17 protein-coding genes are annotated in these 24170 nt (G+C 45.0%); 11 read left to right on the top strand and 6 right to left on the bottom strand.

Annotated elements, in window-relative coordinates; translation table 11 throughout:
* The first annotated feature begins 95 nt into the window (after nt 1-95).
* Nucleotides 96-314: a hypothetical protein gene (locus Cabys_RS15525; RefSeq protein WP_006927081.1), complete on the top strand. Its 219-nt coding sequence runs from the start codon at nt 96-98 to the stop codon at nt 312-314.
* Between the two features lie 460 nt (nt 315-774).
* Here Cabys_RS15525 and rocD read toward each other — a convergent pair whose 3' ends face one another.
* The 5 genes from rocD to Cabys_RS15550 all read right to left on the bottom strand — a co-directional run bounded on the left by rocD (nt 775) and on the right by Cabys_RS15550 (nt 7593).
* Nucleotides 775-1980, bottom strand: coding sequence for an ornithine--oxo-acid transaminase (gene rocD, locus Cabys_RS15530; protein ID WP_006927082.1), 1206 nt, complete (start codon nt 1978-1980; stop codon nt 775-777).
* A gap of 30 nt (nt 1981-2010) precedes the next feature.
* Nucleotides 2011-2727, bottom strand: a complete 717-nt coding sequence (locus Cabys_RS15535; RefSeq protein ID WP_006927083.1) for an SDR family oxidoreductase — start codon at nt 2725-2727, stop codon at nt 2011-2013.
* Nucleotides 2728-3431: 704 nt separating this feature from the next.
* Nucleotides 3432-4205: a DUF4097 family beta strand repeat-containing protein gene (locus tag Cabys_RS15540; RefSeq protein ID WP_006927084.1), complete on the bottom strand. Its 774-nt coding sequence runs from the start codon at nt 4203-4205 to the stop codon at nt 3432-3434.
* Nucleotides 4206-4222: 17 nt separating this feature from the next.
* Entirely contained in the window at nt 4223-5965 is a 1743-nt protein-coding gene (locus tag Cabys_RS15545) for a hypothetical protein (RefSeq protein ID WP_006927085.1), read from the bottom strand.
* An 11-nt stretch (nt 5966-5976) separates the two neighbouring features.
* Complete coding sequence (locus Cabys_RS15550; RefSeq protein ID WP_006927086.1) at nt 5977-7593, bottom strand: DUF5686 family protein; 1617 nt, start codon at nt 7591-7593, stop codon at nt 5977-5979.
* Between the two features lie 372 nt (nt 7594-7965).
* On the opposite strand from Cabys_RS15550, the gene Cabys_RS15555 reads away from it, so the two are divergent.
* The 9 genes from Cabys_RS15555 to Cabys_RS15595 all read left to right on the top strand — a co-directional run bounded on the left by Cabys_RS15555 (nt 7966) and on the right by Cabys_RS15595 (nt 22182).
* Complete coding sequence (locus tag Cabys_RS15555) at nt 7966-9129, top strand: MFS transporter (RefSeq protein ID WP_006927087.1); 1164 nt, start codon at nt 7966-7968, stop codon at nt 9127-9129.
* A 366-nt stretch (nt 9130-9495) separates the two neighbouring features.
* Complete coding sequence (locus Cabys_RS15560) at nt 9496-11520, top strand: carboxy terminal-processing peptidase (RefSeq protein WP_006927088.1); 2025 nt, start codon at nt 9496-9498, stop codon at nt 11518-11520.
* A gap of 239 nt (nt 11521-11759) precedes the next feature.
* Nucleotides 11760-12944 carry a class I SAM-dependent rRNA methyltransferase gene (locus Cabys_RS15565; RefSeq protein ID WP_006927090.1) on the top strand — a complete coding sequence of 395 codons (1185 nt, stop codon included), beginning with the start codon at nt 11760-11762 and terminating at the stop codon, nt 12942-12944.
* A 669-nt stretch (nt 12945-13613) separates the two neighbouring features.
* Nucleotides 13614-15200: an IS1182 family transposase gene (locus tag Cabys_RS15570; protein ID WP_006926562.1), complete on the top strand. Its 1587-nt coding sequence runs from the start codon at nt 13614-13616 to the stop codon at nt 15198-15200.
* A gap of 149 nt (nt 15201-15349) precedes the next feature.
* Entirely contained in the window at nt 15350-16387 is a 1038-nt protein-coding gene (locus Cabys_RS15575; RefSeq protein WP_006927092.1) for a phytoene/squalene synthase family protein, read from the top strand.
* 32 nt (nt 16388-16419) lie between these two features.
* A complete protein-coding gene (locus tag Cabys_RS15580) occupies nt 16420-17820 on the top strand; it encodes an RsmB/NOP family class I SAM-dependent RNA methyltransferase (protein ID WP_006927093.1) in 1401 nt (466 codons plus the stop codon).
* Between the two features lie 790 nt (nt 17821-18610).
* Entirely contained in the window at nt 18611-19771 is a 1161-nt protein-coding gene (locus tag Cabys_RS15585; RefSeq protein WP_006927094.1) for a potassium channel family protein, read from the top strand.
* Nucleotides 19768-20307: a cyclic nucleotide-binding domain-containing protein gene (locus Cabys_RS15590; protein ID WP_006927095.1), complete on the top strand. Its 540-nt coding sequence runs from the start codon at nt 19768-19770 to the stop codon at nt 20305-20307. Before Cabys_RS15585 ends, Cabys_RS15590 begins: the two co-directional genes overlap by 4 nt.
* Nucleotides 20308-20313: 6 nt before the next feature.
* On the top strand, nt 20314-22182 hold the full coding sequence (locus Cabys_RS15595) for a hypothetical protein (RefSeq protein ID WP_006927096.1): 1869 nt from the start codon (nt 20314-20316) through the stop codon (nt 22180-22182).
* A gap of 959 nt (nt 22183-23141) precedes the next feature.
* Here Cabys_RS15595 and Cabys_RS19895 read toward each other — a convergent pair.
* Nucleotides 23142-23336 carry a hypothetical protein gene (locus tag Cabys_RS19895; protein WP_150125343.1) on the bottom strand — a complete coding sequence of 65 codons (195 nt, stop codon included), beginning with the start codon at nt 23334-23336 and terminating at the stop codon, nt 23142-23144.
* Nucleotides 23337-23496: 160 nt separating this feature from the next.
* Between Cabys_RS19895 and trxA the strand changes: the two genes are divergently transcribed.
* Entirely contained in the window at nt 23497-23859 is a 363-nt protein-coding gene (trxA, locus tag Cabys_RS15605) for a thioredoxin (protein WP_006927097.1), read from the top strand.
* Nucleotides 23860-24170 lie beyond the last annotated feature (311 nt).

Here is a 24170-nt window from a genome sequence, read left to right on the forward strand (position 1 = left end):
TTTATCGGATGAGGAATCTTTAGCTTTTGATGTCGGGAAAAGAACGCCGTATTTGATTGACTAATTGCTTATTTTAAAAATCCCGAAGGGATGAAATGATTATAGCCCGCCGTTTCAACGGCGGGTTAACCGTTCGGGCAGGTTTGCAGGGGAAACCGTTTCAACGGTTTACGCCAATGAACAACGGGATAACATTCTTTTTAGTTTGGCTCTTTCCTTCCACTCGGAACGACTATCCCCGTGCCAAAAACCCTGAACACAGCTGGCAAAAAATTGCCACCGGCAAACTTTCTCTCTCGCAGACTTTATTCTGAGAGCGGAGAATGAGGGCTACTTCTAAAAATGCCTGATACCGTTGAAAGAAAAAAGTGTAAGAGTTAGATGAATGGTCATCGTCCTTTCATTCTGAACAGAGCGACAGCGGAGTAAAGACTCCCTTTGTTGTTTCTGGGGGATTCTGATCTGTTCCAAAATTTGAGATTTATGCAACTTTATTTCATTATTGTTTAATTTTGTCGACTCCCTATTCAGCGTCCTTCCCGTTTAAAAAAAGTAAAGGGCGTTTTAATCTTTGCTTTGTAAAATTTAATCTCTAAATATGAGTTCACTCTAAAAAGGTATTTTTTTACTATTCCAGTAAGAGAATCCTTAAAGAGATAGATTATTTTAATTTCAGTTATAAGATTTCTCTCTTCGTTCGAAATGACAAATTACGCTTTTTAGAGCGAACTCAAATATTCATCTACTCCAACATTTTGTGACAGCCCCGTAAGCTTACAGAGTTTCCAGAGCTTTTTTCAGTCGATCAAATGCCCAGTCAATCTCTTCCTTTGTGATAACCAGCGGAGGAGCAAGGCGAATGACATGCTCGTGCGTTTCTTTGGCCAACAGGCCCTCTTCTTGTAAAAATTCACAAAAACGTCTCGCGCCGCCCGCTTCCGGCTTCAATTCAATCCCGATAAAAAGACCTTTTCCACGGATCTCTTTAATATGCTTGCTGTCAATGGTTTTTAACCGCCCCAGCAAATAGTCGCCCAACTCTGCGGAACGTTCGGCCAATTTCTCATCGATCAGCACGTCCAGAGCCTCAATGCCAATGGCAGCGGCCAGCGGATTACCCCCAAAGGTGCTGCCGTGATCGCCCGGCTTAAAAACGCTCAAAATTTCTCTGGAACTGGCCACGGCCGACACCGGATAAAATCCGCCGGAAAGCGCCTTACCCATGATGATCATGTCCGGTTTTACGCCCGCTTCGTGCTGGTAAGCAAACAATTTACCAGTGCGTCCCAGACCGGTTTGAATTTCGTCTAAGATGAACAGCACATTGTTTTGCCGGCAGAGCTGCTGCACTTCTTTCAAATAGCCTTCGGGAGGAATGATGATGCCCCCTTCTCCCTGAATGGGCTCGATGAGCACTGCTGCCGTGTTGGGCGTTATGGCCTGCGCAATGGCCTGGCTGTCGCCGTAAGGCACCAGGTTAAAGCCAGGGGTGAACGGTCCAAAATGCTCTTTGTACTGCTTTTCCGAAGAAAAACTGATAATGGTAGTGGTACGCCCGTGAAAGTTGTTATTACAAACAACAATTTCCGCCTTATTTTCCGGAATTCCTTTTTTGGTGTAACCCCATTTGCGCGCCGCCTTAATAGCTGTTTCCACCGCTTCGGCGCCGGAATTCATGGGTAACACCATCTCCATTTCGCTCAGCTCGGCCACTTTTTTGCAGAAAATCCCCAGTTTGTCGTTGCGAAAAGCGCGCGAGGTTAACGTAACTTTTTTCGCCTGTTCGACCAGTGCCTTGTAAATACGGGGATGGCAGTGCCCCTGATTGACCGCCGAGTAGGCGCTTAAAAAGTCCATGTATTTTTTGCCTTCCACGTCGTAAACATAAACGCGTTCCGCTCGTTCTATAACTACATCCAGCGGATGATAATTGTGCGCGCCGTATGTTTCTTCCATTTCGATAAATGTTTTCGACTTCATTTACTCTCCTTTCTAATTTCCTTTTTCGATTTAAGGATTTGCGGGACGGATATCCAGCTCGCTAACCATGGCTCGCGCCGGTAATTTAAGAGATTCTACAACCGCCTGTGCCACATCTTGCGGCTCAAGAATCTCTTTTGCCAGAACCGTTTTGGCAGACTGGTGGTGTTGAAAAAAATCGGTCCGCACCGATCCGGGACACACGGTTAATACATTAATACCGTTTTTGCGCTCTTCGAGCATTAAACAACGGCTGAATCCGATTAATGCATGCTTGGTGGCCGCGTATCCGCTCCCACCCACAAACGCGTTTTTTCCCGCCAGCGAAGCGATATTAACCACAAAGGCCTCGCCAACCTGACGCAAATAGGGCAACGCCTTTTGCGTGATTAAAAAAACGGCCCGGATATTCAGGTTAAACATGGCGTCCCAGTGGGCAATGGATAGTTCGCTCAGGGGCGCAAAATATCCCACGCCCGCATTGTTTATCAGAATATCGAGACGGCCAAATTTTTCGATGACCTGCTGGACAAAACGGTCGATGACGTCTTTTTCACGCAGATCTCCCTGAACGGCCAGCGCCTGGACCCCAAGCTTTTTTATTTCGGAGGCTGCGGCATCCAGCGCCGCAACGTCTCTTCCGACCATAGCAACATGCACGCCGTGCTGCGCCAGCTTAACGCTCAGCGCTTTGCCAATGCCTTTATGACCGCCGGTAACGATGGCTACCTTGTCTTTGAGTTCCATTCCATGCTCGCTTATATGTTTTACCAGAAATTAACTTAAAAAATTACGCCCCATTTTTCAAAAAACATTTTTTCTGCGCAATGGCAGCAGGATCAAATTTACGAATTTAAAAATGAAAGGCAATAGAAAATTACTTTTAAGTTATTATTTTTTTTAATGTTGAATAAACTTAAAGCGAATGGCATAAAAATTCAATCTGCAAGCAATAATCATCATAAAAGACAGGATAAAATTTAAAATAGGTTAGTGGTGCCAACCATGTTGTTTTTTTAACCGGAAAAGACTCCAAGGCCGCGCCGCCGCAACCAAAAACAACCGCAACGCGCGCAAAGTAATTCTCTCGAAGATTACGTCAATCATCGCAGAAAATGATTAAACAAATTATTTTAAGCGACCACAGAGAGCTCAGAGAAGTCACAAAGGCGCAAAAACTATTTTAAATAAAAATAGTTTCAATTGCCCTCATCCTCTTGATCTCCTTTTCCAAGAATAAAAGTCTGGGAGAAGGGAACGCTGAAAGTGGACAGTTGCCATTCAACCATTCAACTAATCAACTATTCAACTATTCAACCAACCCAGCGGCACAAAAATTTTCAAATCCCGCCAGGACGTGAAAATCCTACGCCGGAAGCATTCTAAAGAAAAAAGCGGCCTGCCAATTCGTCCACCTGCAAACCGCTTTTTAAAAACTGTCAAATGGCGTTCTATCTGCTGTAAATGTTAATATTGCCGTTCGTGGTTTTCAGGAAAAGAGTGGGCAAATGAGCGCCGTTTTCGATTTTTAGGTGCGTGTCGGTTCTGGAAACGGCGTTGGCGGTAGAAAGGCGGCAGTCGATCTCGCCATTATTGGTAAAGGCTTTAATATTGCACGTGTCGTGTTCAGGTACAAGAACATCTATCTCACCGTTGGTGGTGCTAATTTCAATTTCGTCTGTATCCGGTAATTTGGCAAACTCAACTTTAACCCTGCCGTTGGTCGAATGGATTTCCCGGATATGCTGGACGTCGAGCGCCTTGATATCTCCGTTGGTGGTGGCCAGCTCCAGCGCGCCATTGATATTGAACACTTCAATTTCGCCATTGGTCGAGTGGGCCTTAACCTGCAGGTGTGCCGGAATTTTTAGATGAATATTTACGGAATAATCGCCGCTTCCAAAATCCAGAAAGCGGCTGAGGAAAAAGCCTCTTGTTTTTTTACGTTTAACTTTGATCTTTAGAACACCGTTTTCCTGGATGGCCTCAATTTGAATCGAATTCAACAGACGGTCTTTTTCGTTTTTAGAGCCTTTAATTCTTTTGACGGCTTTTAACTGGATCAGATTAGAATCGCCTGGCTTTATGGAGATATCTCCGTTGGTGGTAGAAATGATGATTTTGGTCAGATTGGACGCATCAAAAGGTTTTTCCACGGTTTCGGTAAAATTGTCTGCCAGTGAACAACTTACCAGCAGCAAAATACTTAATAGTGTACGCAACATCTTTTCCTCCCGGATTATTATTCAACCAGATAAACGGAAATGCCCCAGTTACGTTCGTCGTAAGGCGGCGAGGCATTCCACCGCCGGTACGAATGGCTGCCGTCGGAGCGGTAGTAAACGCGGTAGTGCCCGGCGGGCAGAGAAATAATGGTGTTGACCATTCGGTTTTTATTGGCGCCGCCAGCGTGGACGGTGTTTTTGAAACGCATTTTCCATACAACCTGGCCGGTGGAAACGTCTTTGATCCAGCCATAGTCGTACATTTCATCCCATTCTCCTTCACCCAGGCAGTAAATGCGTATGGATGAAGTCTTGCTCAAATAAAAATCTTTGCGCAGATACTCGTCGTCGCCCACCTGCACCAGCTGCGCCAGAACTTTTTTGGGTTTTAATTCCTGTTGATCGATTTTGCGCACGGCCTCTTTGTCGCCAAGATTGTAGAGGGTGATGCCCCACATTTCTGGCTGCTGCGGAGGGCGGGCGTTCCACTCTTCGTAGGAGTGGGAATCATCAGTCTGGTAATGGATGATGTAGGCGCCCGGCTGCAAGGTGATAACGCCGTCGAACAGTCGATTTTTTGACGAACCGCCGGCATGTCTGGTTTCGTCGTAGTTCATTTTCCAGACGACCTTGCCATCGGAAACGCGACTGATCCAGCCGTAATCGTACATATCGCCGTTTCTTCCCTCGCCCAGGGCAAAGATGCGGATAGGCGTGGGCTTTAGCACTTTAATAAACGCCTCTGTGTAGGCATAGTCGCCCACGCGATTGATAGAAATCAGGGCGTTTTGACTTTCATCCACATATTTTTCGACGTTTTTCCAGTCAAAGTCTCTGGAAACCGGTTTGACGACAATCCCCCAGAAAACGGGGTCATAAGGCGGATTGGCATTCCATTTTTCGTAAGAGTGCGAATCGTCGGTTTTGTAATAGACCAGATAATCGCCCGCTTTAAAATTGAGCGTGGTTTTAAAAAATCTGTTTTTGTTGGCGCCGCCGGCGTATTCGGTTTCGTTTTCTTCCATCATCCAGATGCGTTCGTGAGTGCGGGCGTTAATAATCCAGCCGTAATCGTACATCTTTCCGTAAGCGCCTTCGCCCACCGCGTAAATTAATAATTTTGCCGGTTGCTTAAGAGAAAAGCCTGTATGCTCAAGGCGGTTGTCCTTTTGCCTGATCAAGTGCGCCACAGTGCGGTCAATCCAGGAATCCTGTATTTTTTTTACATCAAATTTATCCAGCGTTTCATTCACACCCGTAATGCGCACCATCCATTTTTCCGCATCTTTATCCCAGCCCTTTGGGTCTTCAAAAAGGACCTTTAAAAGTAGTTTTAAGGAGATAAAGCCGCCGTCAATATTAAAAAAAGAAGGCACAAATGCCGAAAAATAAACCTCGTACGTTCCAGCCGGCAGGGTTACGTCGCCGTCGAACTTCCGATTAAATTTTGATCCTGGAATCTTTTGCGTATTATCGATGGTCATTCGCCAGACCATTTCTCTGGTTTCGCTGTTTAATATCCAGGCATAGGCAAACATGTTGTTGGGATCCACCTGAAATGATTTGTTTTTGGTGATCTTTTTCTTGCCACCGGCTCCAACGGCCTCGATGTGAATTGGGCGCTCCTCATTTAAAATAAAACCGGCGTAAGAAATTTCGTCCACCAAAAAATCGCGCAGCTCCAGCGTCTCGTGCTGGGCCAGCGCCGGCTTGCCGATTAAAACCGCTAAGGTGATGAATATCAAAAGTCTCCCTGACATCTTTTATCCTTCTAAAAAGGTTTATTGATTCTAAACGACACTTTCCAGGCTTTGTGCGAGGTATCCAGTCGTTTGGCGATGTTTAATCTGAATCTCCCGGAAGCATTGGTTAAAGCGATTCCCAAATCGCTTTTGAAATCTTTTAACTGCAGGTGTTCAAATCCTTCGCTCCAGCCGTCCTTTTGCGCTACGTCTGCCCGATTCCAGACATGGCCCATATCGAAAAATACCACGTAATGGAAGTCGTCTCCAAATACCACCGGAAAGTGAAATAGGCGCGGATTGATGAAGTATTCCAGATTGAGCAGCAAAAGGCGATCGCCGCCGAAACCGCCGGCATTAAGCGAACGGTAATTGAAGGCGCGTAAGGTGCTTATGCCGCCGAGATGAAATCGTTTTTGCAGAGGAACAACGCCCTCCGAAGTGGCTGCTTTAAGGCGAACATCCAGCCGCTCCCAGGGCCCCAGCCTTTGATATTTACGAAATTCGAAAATATATTGGTTAAAAGAAAAATCGCTTTTCATCTTTTTGGTGGAGCTTTCCACGCTCAGCTTTACCAAAGAACCGTTACGTGCAAGTTGAGGATTGCTGCGCGTATCCCAGGATAATTCGCCGTACCAGCTGCGCATCCGTCCGGCGTCTATTTGCGGATTGTCCGGAAAACGGTCGTCGTCTTTAAATAACGCCCAGTCGGTCGTCTTAACCACGCTGTAGTACCGGTCGTTACGGTAGGCCACAAGGCCCTTAAAATGGGCAGTTAGATTCTGACTGGCATGAAGTTCATAGCCCTTGCGCTGGTAATAATCCAGATAGTCGTCATTTAAAAAGAAAGCGGCTAACGTGTTTTCCAGCGAAGAGATCAGCCAGGTGTCCTTGCTTTCGATTTTGTCGTAAAGCGCGGCGCCCAGTTCAAAGCGAAATGTATCCGGGCTAAAAAACCAGTGGTCCACGGCCAGCTCATAACGCGTCTTTTGATCGGAAAAGCCGTAGCCCAAAAATCCATGAACAGACAGGTAACGCTGTTTACGAGGCAGCATTTTGGGAATGGAAACGCCCAGAAAAACGCCCTGCACGCGGTTGTAACGAAAGAGCAAATCGGATTCCTTCTGGCTGCGAACGGTCAGGCTGCTGTAGCTGCTACCATACGGCCTGGTGTAGCGGCTTAGATATTTTTCCAGGATGTCTTCGTCGTAGTCTTTGCCAAATTCCCGCGCGGGAAAAAGGTTTTTCAAATTGGTCTCAATCTGGTTGCCGGTAACCGTGCTTTGCGCTTCCTGGCGGATTTTACCGTTGATGGCCGTTACATTGCCGTTAACCACGGCAAACGATTCGATTCGGATGTCGCCAAACAAAACCACCACATCGCCGTTTACAACGCCCTGTATCAGCAAATCGCCCTTGTTGAGCAAAATGTTGTAATTCACGGTGTCCCGGGCCTGAATAATTAAATCATCCTGATAACGGCGTGTGGGAAGCTCCGTTTGTCGGATGTATTTTTCGCTGGCTCTGCGCTCGATTTCGGGCATGGAAAATATTTTTTCGTAGTTTTTTGTTTTTTGCGCCCAAAGCGGCAGAGTAAATGACAGGCCAAGCATAAACGCCAGTATGAATTTAATGGAACGAAACATCTAACAACTCCACGGTTAGGTCACTTTTTTTGCTGTTTAAATAATACGTGCATTTTGATCAAAAAGTTACATTTTTAAAGAATAAAATAGCCGGCGACTCCGCACAAAGCAAAATCGATATTTGCTTTTTACCGCCAAATCCCGGGCGAACCATTGAAACCGTTTGCACAGGATGCCCGACCAAAAAGTTCCGACAGCGCAAGCTCCGCTTTGTCGTGTTTAATGAACCTGCCGTTGGTATTTGCTTCAACTATTTCCGGCCATGATGCTTCTCCAGATTGCTTGAACGTAAAACATTTTTTGCAATTTATGATCAAAAAGCCCAAATTTCACCACCATTAAAAACAACGTGTAGGACTAAAAGTTAATGGAATGTCTTTGAAGGAACAAATTAAAAAAAATCCGATGTTTCGCTATCTGATGGTGCTGACCATTGCTTCCACGGCCGGTTTGCAAATCTGGCGGACTTTGTTTAATAATTTTGCCGTGGAGGTTGCACACCTGGGCGGCAACCATGTTGGCATTATTCAGGGCGTCCGCGAGGTGCCGGGCTTTTTAGCCCTGCTGGCCATCTTTTTACTTAAGTTGATTGCCGAGCACAAACTTTCGGCCCTTTCCATTTTGATTCTGGGACTGGGCGTGGGGCTCACCGGCTTTTTCCCTTCATTTACTGGACTGATCGTTACCACCCTGATCATGAGCTTTGGCTTTCATTATTACGAGACGACCAACCAGTCCCTTACGTTGCAATATTTCGACCGGCAGACCTCGCCGTGGGTGTTTGGCAAAATTCGCAGCATCAGCGCGGCTTCCAATATTGTGGCAGGGCTGTTCATTTACCTGTTAACCTATTTGCTCAGCTACCGCAATCTCTATTTAACTGGCGGCCTGTTTATTGTGTTCATTGCCCTGTGGGCCTTGCTGCAGGATCCGGTAGATAAAAACTTACCGGTTCAACATAAAAAGATGATCGTAAAAAAGAAGTACTGGTTGTACTACGCATTAACCTTTTTAGCCGGAGCAAGGCGCCAGATTTTTGTGGCCTTTGCCGTGTTTTTGCTGGTTAAAAAATTCCAGTTTTCCATTCGCGAAGTAACCGTTCTGTTTATCGTTAATAATACGATCAACTATTTTTTAAGTCCTTTAATCGGCAAAGCCATCATTCGTTTTGGCGAGCGCAAAGTGCTCTCTGTGGAATATTTCAGTTTGATCTTCATCTTTCTGGCCTATGCCTTTGTCCAAAATCGCTGGGTCATCGCCTTGCTGTACATTCTGGATCACATCTTTTTTAACTTTGCCATCGCCATCCGTACCTATTTTCAAAAAATAGGCGATCCTAAAGACATTGCGCCTACCATGGCCTTCGGTTTTACGGTCAACCACATTGCCGCCGTTTTTATCCCGGTGCTTGGCGGCCTGCTGTGGATGCTGGATTACAAAATCCCCTTTCTGTTCGGCGCGGTCTTAAGCGTCTTATCGTTAAGTTTGATCCAATTAATCCGAACATCAAAAAAGCCCGAACAGGCGCGGTCATGAAACTTTTTTTGCATTTTTTACTTTAATTGCTATTATTGATGAATAAACGGAAAAGATTAAAGGCGACGGCAAACAAAACGTCTGCCGCTTAAAATATGGGATGCCATTAAACAGATGGCTGAAAAATACTGAGAAGCGTGTTATGATTTTTTATAATCCATGCAAACAGTCGATTGTAAAAATAATGCTGCGCCCTATTGCTCTGCATTTCAGTAGAAGGCTATTAAACAACCTGGATTTACAACACCGTTTTTAACGGCAATGAAAAAACTTAGGTCAATAGGCGCGTAAAAATAAGCCTGATTAAGTACAATCTTGATATTTTTAAACTTTAGTCTGAGTATTCAAAACTTTTGAGGGAGCTTCATGAAGAAATTTGTCAATTTGCTCATATTACTCACGGCCACTTCTCTGTTTGCTTTTACGGCCTTTACCATCTCCTCGCTGAACGAGGAGGGCAATACGCCCGTGCTGGAACCATTGCCCATTCACCCGCGCGTGGAGCAGGCGGTATCGTTCTTTTTACCGAAGATGCATTACAAAAAGCAACAACTGGACGACGAACTTTCCAGCCAGATGTTCGATTTTTACCTGGAGATGCTGGATCCGCAAAAACTTTACTTTTTAAAATCCGATATCGATGAATTTGAAAAATATCGTTATTCGCTGGATGAAGCTTTGCGCAACGGCGATTTACGCGCGGCCTATGCCATTTTTAATCGCTTTATGACGCGCTACGCCGAACGACTGAACTTTGTTAAAAAACGATTGCAAACGCCGTTTAATTTTACGGGCGAGGATTCTTTTCAGGTGGATCGGGAAGAAGCGCCCTGGCCGGAGACCAAAGCGGAGCTGGACACTTTGTGGTCAAAACGTCTGAAAAACGAAGCGCTTTCTTTAAAAATTGCCGGCAAAGACTGGGAGGCCATCAAAGAGCGTCTGGAAAAGCGATATAAAAACATGGAAAAACAGATGCTCAAAACCGAAAGCGAAGACGTTTTTCAGATTTACATGAATGCCTTTGCCTCCACCTTTGATCCGCACACCAATTACATGTCGCCCAAAACCAGCGAAGATTTCAAAATTCGTATGAGCCTTTCGTTAGAAGGCATTGGCGCCAGCTTGCGCACGGAAGATGATTACACCACCGTCGTAGAAATCATTCCGGGCGGCCCGGCCGATCGCAGCGGGCTGTTACACCCCAACGACCGAATTATTGCCGTTGGCCAGGGCGAAGACGGCGAACTGGTAGATGTGGTTGGCTGGCGTATTGACGACGTGGTGCAGCTTATCCGCGGCAAAAAGGGCACTAAAGTCCGCCTGCAAATTATTCCGGCTGACGCCGCGCTCTCCGATCCGCCGGTGACCATCACACTGACGCGCGATAAAGTCAAACTCTCGGATCGGGCGGCAAAAAGCGACACACTGGAAGTTGAACACAACGGTAAAAAATACCGCTTTGGCGTAATCAATATTCCCGATTTTTATCTGGATTATGAAGCCATGCGGCAGGGCAAGGAAGATTACGCCAGCACCACGCGCGATGTGGAACGCCTGCTTAAAGAACTGCAGGGCGCGGATGTGGACGGCGTGATTATCGACCTGCGACGCAATGGAGGCGGGTTCCTCTCCGAAGCGGTGGACCTAACCGGCTTGTTTATCGAAAAGGGGCCGGTGGTGCAGGTGCGCGATTCTCGCAATCGTGTAAAGATTGAACGCGATTTTGATTCAAAGGTAGTTTATACCGGTCCGCTGGCCGTGCTGGTCGATCACTTTAGCGCCTCGGCTTCAGAAATTTTTGCCGCCGCCATTCAGGACTACAGACGAGGCATTATTGTCGGAACGCAAACCTTCGGCAAAGGAACGGTGCAAAACATTGTGCCCATTTCCCGCTTCTTTCCCCACTCTAAGGAAAAATTGGGACAGGTAAAATTCACCATTGCCAAGTTTTACCGCATTAACGGCGGCAGTACGCAAATGGTTGGCGTGTTGCCCGACATCCGCATACCAACGCGCTACGACGTTATGGAGATCGGCGAACGTAGCGAAAAAAACGCCCTGCCATGGGACGAAATTGACCCCGCCAACTATGAACCGGTTGATCCGCTTCTTGATAAAATACTGCCCCGTTTAAATAAATTGCACCAGGCGCGCGTTCAAAACAGCGAAGAGTACCGCCTGATACTCAAAGAAATCGAAAACTTAAGAAAAGAGCGGGAAAAAAACGTAGTTTCTCTGAATATCGAAAAGCGAAAAAAAGAGCGGGAAGAACGCGACGCGCTTAAAAAGGAGCTTAAAAAAGTCCATAAAAAATCGGGCCATGACGACAAAGAAGATTTTTACATTGTGGAAACGGCTCATGTGTTAAGCGATTATATTCAGATACACTAACAACATTTAAGAGAATTTTTAATTACCACAAGCCATGATCAAAAAGTTTAGATTTGAAGGCGTAAAGAAGCGACGTAATGCTTCTTTGCGCCTTCTTTGTGTTAAGCGTTTTGCGGTAAATTTTCCGTGCGAGGCTTTGTCCGGGCTTGCTCCTCTGTTCCTCTTGAGCTTACCACAAATTGCAAGCCGGCAGAGATGATCGACCATTAACAAACACAAAAGGAAAATCGATTAAACTTATGAAAACCGTTATTCTTAAAAAAGGCCGTGAAAAATCGCTTTTGCGCAAACATCCCTGGATTTTTTCCGGAGCCGTTAAAAGCGTTGAGGGCCAACCGCAAAGCGGAGAAACGGTCGCCGTTCAGGATTGGCAGGGCAGATTTTTAGGTCGGGGAGCTTACTCCCCCCGTTCACAAATAGTAGTCCGGATGTGGAGCTTTGAGCAAGACGAAGCGATTGACAACACCTTTTTCGAAAAGCGTCTTTTACAGGCTCTGCGTTTACGCAGCACGTCGGGTATTGATCGAGAAAGTACGGCCATGCGTTTAATAGCTTCCGATGCGGACGGCCTGCCGGGAATCATTGTGGATCGCTACAACCAATTTCTGGTTTGCCAGTTTTTGAGCGCCGGCGCCGAGCACTGGAAAAAGACCATTGTGCATCTACTGCAAAAACTGCTTGAGCCGCAAGGCATTTACGAACGTTCGGATGTGGATGTGCGCAAAAAAGAAGGACTGACGCCGACCAGGGGTTTGCTTGCGGGCCAGGAACCGCCAGATCTGCTGGAAATTAACGAACAAGAAATACGTTTTTTAGTGGATGTGAAAAGGGGCCACAAAACAGGCTTTTATCTGGATCAGCGCGTTAATCGCCGCCTGGTGCGTCAATGGAGCGCCGACCGCGAAACGCTCAACTGTTTTGCCTACACCGGTGGTTTTGGGCTGGCCGCTTTAAAGGGCGAGGCAAAACATGTAACCAATCTGGAAGATGTGGCCGGTTTACTGGAACTGCAGGAAAAAAATTTTAAACTCAACCAATTTAAAAGCGAGCGCTACGAAAACGTGAAGGCGGATGTGTTCCGCCAGCTGCGCCGCTACCACACGGAAGGGCGGCGATTTGATTTGATTATTCTGGATCCGCCTAAATTTGTCGATTCCCAACACCATCTCATGCGCGCCAGCAGAGGTTACAAGGATATCAACCGCCTGGCTTTTGAACTGTTGCGGCCGGAGGGCGTGTTGTTTACCTTTTCCTGCTCTGGTTTGATGAAAATGGATTTGTTTCAAAAGATCGTTGCAGACGCCGCCCTTGAGGCCAACCGCGAAGCGCAAATTTTGCAATGGCTGTCTCAGGCGCCCGACCACCCCATCAAATTACACATTCCCGAAAGCCTTTACCTGAAGGGCCTTTTGTGCAGAGTTTAGCGGGGGGAATGATTGAATAGACATCGGTCTGTCATGGCGCAGCGATTAGGATACTTCCTGCAAAAAATGTAATGCCTTAGCGTGCGAAAATTTTTGTGCTGCTGGATTGGTTGAATAGTTGATTAGTTGAATGGTTGAATGGTTGAATGGTTGAATGGCAACTGTCCACTTTCAGCGTTCCCCTCTCCCAGACTTTTATTCTTGGAAAAGGAGATCAAGAGGGTGAGGGCAATTGAAACTATTTTTAATTTAATATAGTTTTTGCGACTTTGTGACTTCTCTGAGCTCTCTGTGGTCTCTTAAAATAATTTGTTTGATTTTTTTCTGCGATGATTGGCGTAATCTGCGAGAAAATTACCTCGCGCGCGTTGCGTTTTTGCTACCCTGGAAGTTTGGAGATAGTGTTTGAACCTTGATTAATATGATTACAGGATTAACTTGATTTTTTTTCTCGTGAAAGTTCACACTCAATTTTAAGGCGAAATTTTGTAAGTACAAAAAGCAAATCATGGAAATCTCTAAATTAAGTAAATCATGGTTCAAACTTCATTGGTCGCCGCCTGTCATTTATTCCCGCCCTGGAGGCTGTTGCAAATTCAGTTTGAGTAAAATTCAAAAAATTTGTAAATTCTGGGCGACAGATAAAACAAGTAATAACAAAGGAATTCCATGAGTTTTATTACTTATAATCGCTCACAAATGAATCTCTTTGGCTATAGTGTGGAAGATTTTGCCAGAGACGATCCAAAGAGTCGATTTGTAGTGGAGTTGGTTTCGCGCCTTGATTTAAGTGCACTTTATTCCCGTTATAGTTCGCAAGGCGGTGATTCTTATGCCCCAGACATGATGCTTGCCTTATGGTTTTATGCTTATAGTAACGGCATTACCAGCACCCGTAAGCTGGAGGAATTGTGTAAATATGATACGCGCTACATTTATATCACTGGGAATCAGCATCCGGATCATAGTACATTAAGTCGTTTTCGCAAGGCACATTTGGATTTATTAGACCAATATTTTGTAGAGATACTTTTAATTGCCCAGGCCGAAGGCATAAGTAGTTTCAACCAGATAGCCATAGATGGCACGAAAATCAAAGCGCACAGCAGTAAGCGTCATGGCTACACTGAGGATCAATTAGACAAACGTATAGAGAAGTTAAGAGCAGAGATCAAGCAATACATGCAGCGCTGTAATTTTGTAGAACAGGGGGCCACGGATGAATTAGATTTAGAAACTCTTCGAGCGGAGAAAGAACGGCTTGAGCGCTTAGAGAAAGAGATATTAGAACGTAAAGCCCAATTGAAAGAGCGTAAGAAACAGCTCAAATCAGAACATCGTTCAAGACATCAAATAAATGTAAAAGAGCCGGATGCCCGCATGATGCCTTCGGTGGATGGGCCGGGTTATAACGCACAATTAGGCGTAGATATGTCCAGTCATTTAATTGTAGCCCATGAAGTGGTAAGCCAGCCCAACGACCAGGGTCAATTCATACCGATTCAAGAACAAGTAGAGAAGAATCTTGGTTCAGATGATAAGCGATCTTACACGGCCGATTCCGGTTATCACAATAGCACAGACCTAAAAGAATTGGAAGAAAAGCAGATTGATGCCGTAATAGCCGATCCCCAGTTATCCAATCGTTCGATAAAGGAGACACCAACCTCCAAGGAAGAATTGCAAAAAGAAGAAAGAAAACTAAAACGAAGTGATTTTGTGTATCATGAACAGGGAGATTACTATGAATGTCCGACGGGTAAGAAGCTTTTTCCAGTTGAGAGGAATAGCGAACGGATCGTATATCGTTCCAATGATTGTCAGGACTGTCCCTTAATTAATTTATGCATTTCCAGTAAAAAGAAAGTTAAGCAAATCCATCGTTCAGTTAATGAGAGTTATTGCGAACGTATGGCGAAAAAGTTACAAACTTCAGCGGCGCAGGAACGACTAAAAAAGCGTTCGGTGACAGTTGAACCTGTTTTTGGTAACTTGAAGCATAATTTAGGCTATCGTGGATTTTCCTTATCTGGTCTTAATAATGTTCGTAGTGAATTTACGTTAATGTGTATTGGGCATAATATTAATGTTCTATTTAAAAATATGTTAGGGAAACGTTTAGCAGCGTTTATAACAGCATCACAAGAAAAAGATGATCTATTAATTTTATTTTCAAAGAATATTTTGGCGTTTTTAATTCTATATTTTGCCCAACGCTTAAGAATGAGAAAAAATTATCAATATCGGAGAATATAAGCATTAATTCCTCCCCCCCATGCAACAGCCTCCCTGGCTGGAGAGAGCCGTGAAAAAATTACATATCTCATCAGAGTCGTCAAAAAAAAGAAATTTTCCCTTTAGCCGATTATTTACTAAATTCAGGCAGTTTAAACACGGAGTTAAAAATGGATAAAAAAATTGAATATTGCGAAAATGTTCTCCCGCGGGTATCGCGCACGTTTGCGCCGACTATCAGAAGACTACCCAAAGGATTGCGTTTGCCCGTAACCGTGGCCTATCTTTTATGCCGCGTTGCCGATACAATTGAAGATAGCCCTGACTTAACCATAGATCAAAAAAAACACATGCTAACTCTCTACGCCAACATTTTTGCTCAAAACGACTCTACAGCCTATCAGCAATTGCTGGCCCTGCTTCAGCATTTGCCGCAACAAACCGAAGACGAAAAATTAACACACAACCTGCCCATTCTGATGGATGTATTCCGTTCTTTTTCTGTCGCCATGCAGGGCCATATTGCCCGGTGGGTGGCTGAGATGTCGCTGGGCATGCGCAAATACGCTCAGGCCAAACAAAAACGACGATTCAGCTTTTTGAAATCGATGAAAGAGTTAGACGAATACACCTACTATGTGGCAGGCACCGTCGGCTATCTGCTTACCGAATTGTTTTACTTTTATTCCAGCAAAATAACGCCCATGGTAAAACATCGCCTCGAACAACTGGCCGAATCGTTTGGCAAGGGCCTGCAACTGGTCAACATCATCCGCGACACTGCCGCCGATTTAAGACGTGGGCAATCCTACATTCCGGATGAGCTCCTGCACAAATATCAGCTAACGCGCGAAAGCATCTTTAAAAAAGAAAACGCCGACCGCGCTCAGCAGCTTTTTAACGAGCTCATTCAGGATGCCGTCAATCATCTGGACAAAGCGTTGGATTACACCCTGACCATCCCCAAGGGAGAAACACGCATTCGCCTGTTTTGCATCTTACCTTTATTCTGGGCTTTGCGCACTCTGGAACTCATTCAACGCAATACCTTATCGCTGTTAGGTTCGGAAAAGATTAAAATCTCTAAATATGTAATCCGTAAAGAATTCTTTCTGGCTCTGATCCATGTCAATTCCAACCGCATGTTGCGCTGGTACTATAACCGAATTCGCAGCGCCATTGCTCGCCCGGCGCTTAATATGCGTTAGTCTTTAAAATAATGAGTAAAAAGCAGCGATCGATGGAACGAGAAAATAAATTTCTGAAAGCCTATCTTAAGGATCTGCTGGGAGATCAGATCACACGTTTCTGGAATGCCAGGCCGGAGCCGCGGGCCATCCGCGTTAACACCATCAAAACCACCGTTGCCGAGGTCAAAAAACGGCTGGAACAGTGGAACGTTCCATTTCGCCCGGTTTCCTTTAATCCCGAAGGCCTGATCATCGAAGACGACCATATGCCTTTAAGCCAGACGCTGGACTTTTTTTTGGGCAAGTTTTATTACCAGGGCGTGTCGTCTCAACTACCGGCCGTGGTTTTAAATCCGCAAAAAGGGGACAAGGTGTTGGATCTGGCCGCCTCTCCCGGCTCCAAATCCACGCAGATGGCCGCCATGATGGATAACACCGGCTTTCTGGTTTTAAACGACGTTTCCATGAAGCGCATTCAGGCCCTGAACACCAACATTCAAAACATCGGCTCCGTCAATTATGCCATCTACCGCCAGCCCGGCGAACGCATTGGCAATATTCTGCCCGAATATTTCGACAAAGTGTTGTTAGACGCCCCCTGCTCTGCTCTGGGAATCATTCATTCCCATCCCGAAGTGTATTCGTGGCTCTCGGCAAAGCGCCTGGCTAAGATTGTAGAACAACAGCGCCAGTTGCTGGTTTCTGCCTACAAAGCTCTAAAAGTAGGCGGCGAAATGGTTTACTCCACCTGCTCCATCTCTCCGGAAGAAAACGAAGAACTCATCCAGTTTATGCTCGATCATTATCCGCTGGAAATCGTGGAGATCGCGCCTGAAATCCATAAGCTGTTCCTGCCCGGCCTGACCGAATATCAAAACAAAAGCTTTACGCCAGACATGACCAGAGCCATTCGCATCCTGCCCCATTTGCACGAAATGGAAGGTTTCTTTGTCGTCAAACTGCGTAAAACCGGTCGGAGACATAAAGCCGTAAAAACGTACCATACCTTTAAAACCCTGGCTTACAACCATCCGGACGTTGAAGATGATTTGCGGCAAATTTCCGAACAGTGGGGCATTCCGGAAGATACCTGGCAGCGCTATCGCTACATAAAAACACGCGACCGCCTGTGGATGGTCAACACGCAGATCAAAAACATTCCCCAGGAAAATTTTTTGAACGCCGGATTGCTGCTGGGCGAAAAACGTATTTTTGGCTGGAAGTTGCCCAACGACAGCATCCAATATTTTAGCAGGTGGATTACAAAACGGCATTTGGCGGTAAGCGAAGAACAATTGCGCGAACTGTTTAATACGGGCATGACCAATGTGCCGGGCGTGGAGAAAGGATATTACGCCTTAAGCTGGCAGGGCAAGGCAATCGGTTCTTTGTACGTGGAAAAACAGCGGGCTAAAATCCGTTTGATGCATCGTTTTAAAGTCATCCTCTAATTCCGCGCTTCATCTCGCCTAAAAAAGCCGTGCACAGCAATTGGCCAAACAGCCGCGTACAATCCCACCTGTTCCCAATAAAAATTAGCTGGTGAACGAGGTACAGATGCTTGAATTGGAAAAGAGAAGATCGAAAACAGTATGCTGTAAATTGTGCAAAAATTTAAAATTCAATTGATCCTCCCATGTAACGCTCCATTAATTTTAGTAATGGTAATTCCAAAATTACAGGATATCTGGAAATGGTCATTCCAAGATTTTTAAACCGCCTGAAGATAGTTATTTTTTATTCGCCCCCCGCGACACAGGCAAATCCACTTTTTAAAACAATTTTATTCCAATGCTCTGTGGATCGATTTATTAAAACCCGATGTCTTTCGTAATTACTCTTCCCGTCCCGAACGAATCATTGATCTGATCCATGGAACCCCACAATTCAAGACGATTATTGTAGATGAGCGGCAAAAGGTTCCCGAATTTTTAAGCGCCGTTCACCATCTAATTGAAAGAAAATAAAAATTTGCAGTTTGTGTTGACCGGTTCCAGCGCCAGTAAAATCAAACGCAAAGATGTCAACTCTTTAGGCGGTCGCGCGCTTTAGCCTGCCTACCGTTGCGGTTTCCCCTACTTTTAAATTCACTTCTTAACTTTACGGCAGTCGCTTCTTTGTTAACCGACCTGACGGTATGTTGAACCTAAGTTTCAGTAATCTTCAGAAATGATCAATTTTAGCTACCTCTTCAAAATTTTTACAATTGGACGACCATTAACAATAAAGATGGGAGGTCATTTGAATATTCGCAGATATTTGCCTAACAGGCGAATTTTTACGGAAAACGCAGGCATTAAAGCGGCGATAATCATCGCCCTCAGCGCGTTTGTCGTCGGCGACGTTATTTACCTGATTGAATCGCGCATCAACACAGGCTTTAAGTCGATTGGCGACGGCATCTGGTGGTTTTTTGTCACCATTTCAACAGTGGGTTACGGCGATAAGGTGCCCTCAACCATTACGGGCAAGGTTATCTCCATTCTGGTCATGTTTTTCGGCGTGGCGCTGCTGTCGGTCATCACCGCCACCATTTCATCCATTTTCGTGGCAAAAAAATTAAGGGAGGGTAAAGGTTTGCAAGAATTAAAATTGAAGGATCATCTCCTGCTTTGCGGCTGGAACAACAATTGTGAGCAGATATTAAATCTGCTGGAAAAGAGGGCGAACGAATTTCCTGCCGTGGCATTGATTAATCAGCTACCTGAAGAAAACATCGAAGAACTTTTGACCCGCTACGACAGGCTGCATTTGCGCTTTGTGCGCGGCGACTATACCAAAGAGAGCGTACTTTTGCGGGCAGCGGCTAAAAACGCGGCGGCGGCCATTATCGTGCCCGACATCAGTCATCCCATCCACGGGAAGGGAGACGAGCGCACCATCCTATCCACGCTCACGTTAAAGACATTAAACCCCAAAATTCGCGTAATCGCCCATATTCAGGATGCGGAGAATTATGCCCATTTAAACAAAGCGCGGGCAGATGAAATTGTGATCAGCGACGCTTATACCGGCCAGATTCTGGCCAACCATGTGCTGGCGCCGGGTGTGCCGCGCTTCTGGGAGCAGGTGTTTAGCGAAGATTCGCCGGTGCAGCTTAACCAATATCCGCTGCCCGGGCATTTGATCGGCAAAACCTATCAGGAGCTCAAAGAATATTGCCAGCAGTCGTGTGCGGCCAACATCTTAATCGGGCTGGTCGAAATAAGCGAACCGTTTGACCTGAGCAATTTATTGAGCGCAGACTATTCATATCTCGACGAGTTTATCATGCGCAAATTTAAAGAAGCCGGCCTGGGCACGGAGAAAGAAAAACAGGTAAAAACCCAATTGGCGCCGGATGCTTCTACGGTTTTAACCAAATCCCAGTTTTACTTAGTTTTAGAAAGAAAAGAATCATGATATCACAAAAAATTGATCCGTTTTTACTCAAAAACCTCCAATACTTTAAACAAGTTCGTTTATTCTACGATTTAAATAATGAGCAGATAAAAACCGTTTTAAGCGAAATGAAGGTGGAACGATTTCCTCCTGATACATATATCATGAAAGAAGGATCGGTTGGCGATAAGATGTTCATTTTAATCAAAGGAGCAGTCGAAATATCCAAATCATTAATTTTACCCGAGTGGCTGCCCGTGCTTAATAAACAGGAAAAATCGCTTCTACACTTTAGCGAAAAAGATTTCCCATTTTTTGGTGAAATGGTTATGCTGCGCGATAACCTGATCAGATCGGCCAGCATTATTACGCGCACCGAAAGCATTTTAGCCAGCATTGGCAAAAAGGAGTTCGATTCCATTGTCGAGCGCGATCACACTTTAGGAATGAAATTATTCAAAAATATGGCCGGCGAATTAGCCGATCGCTTGCGAAAAACGAATAAGGATATTTTAAAACTAACAACCGCCCTTTCCATAGCGCTGGAAGGAAAATGAGGTTTGATGAAAGTAGGTAAATTCAAATTCAAGAACGAGGTTCATTATTTCAATTATATTATGCAGCGCTATTTTCGCAAAACGCCGCCCATCCCCACGCACATCTATTTGCAGTTCGACAAAGCGGAAGACGAAGTCATCCTTTCTAAAAAGTTGATCGCCGCCAATTGCCACTTCCCCGCCATTTTAAATGTGCTGGCGCACGATAAACACGAAGAGGTCAGAAACATCGTCTATCAATCCACCTACTGGCAGCTGGTCGGCAAATACCAGGATGTGCTGGGATTCGGAAAACGGGAACGTAAAGCCTTTGCGCGCAACGAGTCCAAGCACAACATATTTATTTTACTAATGTTCGAAGACGATCCCGAAGTTTTTGTCGAGGTATTAAACAATCCGGCCATTTCACTAACCATGCTGGTGCGCTACATTCAATTACTGCAAAAACGGGGACGCGGACGGCGGGACGAACATTTTTTGCGTCTTGCCCGGCAGGCGCTGAACCGCAAAAAAGATCAAATTCTCAAATTGTCTTTACTGCAACGCCTGGTGCGCCACCCGGCAGCGCCAAAGAATGTTGAGGCCATTCTGCCCTTTCTTTATAAAGAAGAATCGCTGCTTAAACGCACGGTTTTTAACACCTTGCGCCGCGTTGACCAGGAAGTTTTGAAACGCGTCATTTTTGCGGCGATGAATGCTTCCTATTTTGAAAGCGCTCTGCAACAGTTTAAAGCCATTACTTTCTTGTTAGAAATCCTGCAAAAACGACGGCAAACGGGCAACCTGCGCTATTCCAACGATCCGAGCATCTTCCTGCCCCACAACGAGTACCTGTGGAAATTACTGATGCGCAAACGGTTAAATATCGTTAAAGATTGTGCCGAAGACCTGGCCAACTTCAGCAACATTTTGATCTTAGCCTACTGCCATATCGATAAGGATTCGGAAATCAGAGCGCTGGCCAGTAAAATCCTTTCGGTTGAAGATATTCTGGAAATTGCCCGCGATATTACCACACCGCGCAAAATATTCGTGGAAATCATCCACATTCTGGACAATCATTTTGACGAGAACATTGTCAACAAAGTACAGGAGCTGCGCTTGCTGGAAACCAAACGTCTGAAAGAAGCCCTCCACGAAATGGAAAAAACGGTTCAGGCCTATATCGATATTATTTTTCAATCATTAGGCTACGACAAAATCAACGACTTTCGAGGCGTCATAAACTCCCTGGAATTTGTCAACAAACAGATCAATAAATACGAAGAAAGGCTGGAACATACGGTCAACTCCGAGTTGAACACGCTGCGCGATGTCACCTCCAGCATCAAAGGCGTATTCCAGGGCTGGATCGATACCATCTATTACGAAACCAGCGCCCGCACTCTAACCGAACTGGAATATGTTAATGACAGCATTGAAGAGATTCTAAATCTAAAAGATCTTCACCATTTAACCCTGCGCCCGGGCACGTCCGAAGACGTGGAAAGCAACATTCGTCAAAAGGCGCATAAAATCTGGCAAAGCGCTTTAAGCATCTACCTGGGTCGCATTAAGGACCTGTCGGAAATGCTTCAGCGCAAAACTCTGAAATTGGCGCGTCTGTACGACCGAAATCAAAACTTTATTAAAGATTTTAAAGAAGCTCTTGTTGAACTGGAAACCGATTACAAAAAGCAGATTGGTTGTACATTAAGCGTGCCCTGTCGTCGATGCAATCGGCGCGGTTGCGCGGCAGAACGATTCTTAAAAGAATCGCATTTTTTAATAGAACAACTGATCGATAACTTTGGCGAATACTTTAACGGCCAATCCGATCTGGAAAGCATTCTACAATCGAGCCCGGACAAACTGCTTTCTCAACCCAAAAGTTAAAGCGTAAGAGTTGGATAGTTGAATGGTTGATTGGTTGAATGGTCGCCAGCCTGTCATTTATTCCCGCTTTTGCGCAAAACTGGCCAGCACGGGAATCCCTTGCACCGTTGGAAATAACCGCCCATGCTCAGCGTCCACTCTCCCAGACTTCCATTCTTGGAGAATGGGTGAGGGCAATTACGGCAAACAAGAAACTATTTTTTTCATTTTTTGCGCCCTTTGCGACTTCTCTACGCTCTCTGTGGTTGCTTAAATCCCTGCAAAATATTGTGGTTGCGGCTGTGCTGTCTTAGATGATTAGTGATAATTTTTGAACCTTGATTAATATGATTACAGGATTAACCTGATTTTTTTCGCTCGTGAAAGTTCACACTCAATTTTAAGACGAAATTTTGTAAGCTCAAAAAGCAAATCATGGAAATCCCGAAATCAAGTAAATCATGGTTCAAATTGATTAGCCGCCAACCTGTCATTTATTCCCGCTTTTGCGAAAAACTGGCCAGCACGGGAATCACTTGCACCGTTGGAAGCAATCGCGCATGCTCAGTGTCCACTCTCCCAGACTTCCATTCTTGGAGAATGGGTGAGGGCAATTACGGCAAACAAGAAACTATTTTTTTCATTTTTTGCGCCCTTTGCGACTTCTCTACGCTCTCTGTGGTTGCTTAAATCCCTGCAAAATATTGTGGTTGCGGCTGTGCTGCCCTAGATGATTAGTGATAATTTTTGAACCTTGATTAATATGATTACAGGATTAACCTGATTTTTTTTGCTCGTGAAAGTTCACACTCAATTTTAAGACGAAATTTTGTAAGCTCAAAAAGCAAATCATGGAAATCCCGAAATCAAGTAAATCATGGTTCAAATTGATTAGTCGCCAGCCTGTCATTTATTCCCGCTTTTGCGAAAAACTGGCCAGCACGGAAATCCCTTGCACCGTTGGAAATAACCGCCCACGCTCAGCGTCCACTCTCCCAGACTTCCATTCTTGGAGAATGGGTGAGGGCAATTACGGCAAACAAGAAACTATTTTTAATTTTTAACATTCTTTGCGCCTTTGCGATTGATGATTTCTTTTTAATAGCAAAATCGTGTCTGCTTAAGTTTATCTGGTTGTTGCTAATGCCGTCAAAATAATTTTTGGATTTATTCACTTGTGTTATTAGATTATTTGTTCCATGCTAATGGTATATGTTCTTTTAAAATTTTATTTGCTAATCCGTATCTTTCTTAACGCTCATGCATCGAATACAGAAATAATTTTTTAATTAAAATAGTTTACAATAGTGTTTATCTAACCAATAGGAGTTTTAAATGGTTCAACATTTAACCAAAGAAGATTTTTTGAAAAAGGTTTTCAATTACGAAGAAAATCAGGACTGGAAATATGAAGGCGATAAGCCGTGTATCATCGATTTTTACGCGGACTGGTGCCAGCCCTGTAAAATCGTTTCGCCCATTTTAGATGAGTTGTCTGAAGAATATGCGGGCAAAGTTGATTTTTACAAGATCGATACCGAAGTCGAGCAGGAATTGGCAGCCATTTTTGGCATTCGCAGCATCCCTTCGATTTTATTTGTGCCGATGAATGATCGCCCGCAGATGGCCGTTGGCGCTCTGCCAAAAGACACTTTAAAGCAGGCCATCAATGAAGTTTTAGGTATCGAAGCCGCTTAATTTTTAATTTGCAAACAAGACTTAAAAAGGCCGCACGTCGGCCTTTTTTTGTTTATATTGTTCTTCCCGCAAAGGCAGGGATTCCAGCGAACATCTCTTTGACTCGCAAGCAGAAATTCCTCCACATCATCAGAGTTTCATTCCCGCCCATCAGGGATAAACGGCAGTTGCTATTCCCCCCGGTTCTACAGGGATTCTGGCCCACACCGCCGTCCGGCCGGAATAACATCATCAACAGAAAAATATTTAAAGAATTACACATTTAGGTTCGAAAATAACCATTTGATTGGTTGAGGATGAAAGGAGCGCGT

The sequence above is a fragment of the Caldithrix abyssi DSM 13497 genome, from assembly GCF_001886815.1.
Classification (GTDB): Bacteria; Calditrichota; Calditrichia; order Calditrichales; family Calditrichaceae; genus Caldithrix; species Caldithrix abyssi.

Bases quoted from the DNA above. Each gene is read 5' to 3' on its own strand.
- Cabys_RS15525 (WP_006927081.1), top strand. From the start codon at position 96: ATGATTATAGCCCGCCGTTTCAACGGCGGGTTAACCGTTCGGGCAGGT.
- rocD (WP_006927082.1), bottom strand. From the start codon at position 1,980: ATGAAGTCGAAAACATTTATCGAAATGGAAGAAACATACGGCGCGCAC.
- Cabys_RS15535 (WP_006927083.1), bottom strand. From the start codon at position 2,727: ATGGAACTCAAAGACAAGGTAGCCATCGTTACCGGCGGTCATAAAGGC.
- Cabys_RS15540 (WP_006927084.1), bottom strand. From the start codon at position 4,205: ATGTTGCGTACACTATTAAGTATTTTGCTGCTGGTAAGTTGTTCACTG.
- Cabys_RS15545 (WP_006927085.1), bottom strand. From the start codon at position 5,965: ATGTCAGGGAGACTTTTGATATTCATCACCTTAGCGGTTTTAATCGGC.
- Cabys_RS15550 (WP_006927086.1), bottom strand. From the start codon at position 7,593: ATGTTTCGTTCCATTAAATTCATACTGGCGTTTATGCTTGGCCTGTCA.
- Cabys_RS15555 (WP_006927087.1), top strand. From the start codon at position 7,966: ATGTCTTTGAAGGAACAAATTAAAAAAAATCCGATGTTTCGCTATCTG.
- Cabys_RS15560 (WP_006927088.1), top strand. From the start codon at position 9,496: ATGAAGAAATTTGTCAATTTGCTCATATTACTCACGGCCACTTCTCTG.
- Cabys_RS15565 (WP_006927090.1), top strand. From the start codon at position 11,760: ATGAAAACCGTTATTCTTAAAAAAGGCCGTGAAAAATCGCTTTTGCGC.
- Cabys_RS15570 (WP_006926562.1), top strand. From the start codon at position 13,614: ATGAGTTTTATTACTTATAATCGCTCACAAATGAATCTCTTTGGCTAT.
- Cabys_RS15575 (WP_006927092.1), top strand. From the start codon at position 15,350: ATGGATAAAAAAATTGAATATTGCGAAAATGTTCTCCCGCGGGTATCG.
- Cabys_RS15580 (WP_006927093.1), top strand. From the start codon at position 16,420: ATGGAACGAGAAAATAAATTTCTGAAAGCCTATCTTAAGGATCTGCTG.
- Cabys_RS15590 (WP_006927095.1), top strand. From the start codon at position 19,768: ATGATATCACAAAAAATTGATCCGTTTTTACTCAAAAACCTCCAATAC.
- Cabys_RS15595 (WP_006927096.1), top strand. From the start codon at position 20,314: ATGAAAGTAGGTAAATTCAAATTCAAGAACGAGGTTCATTATTTCAAT.
- trxA (WP_006927097.1), top strand. From the start codon at position 23,497: ATGGTTCAACATTTAACCAAAGAAGATTTTTTGAAAAAGGTTTTCAAT.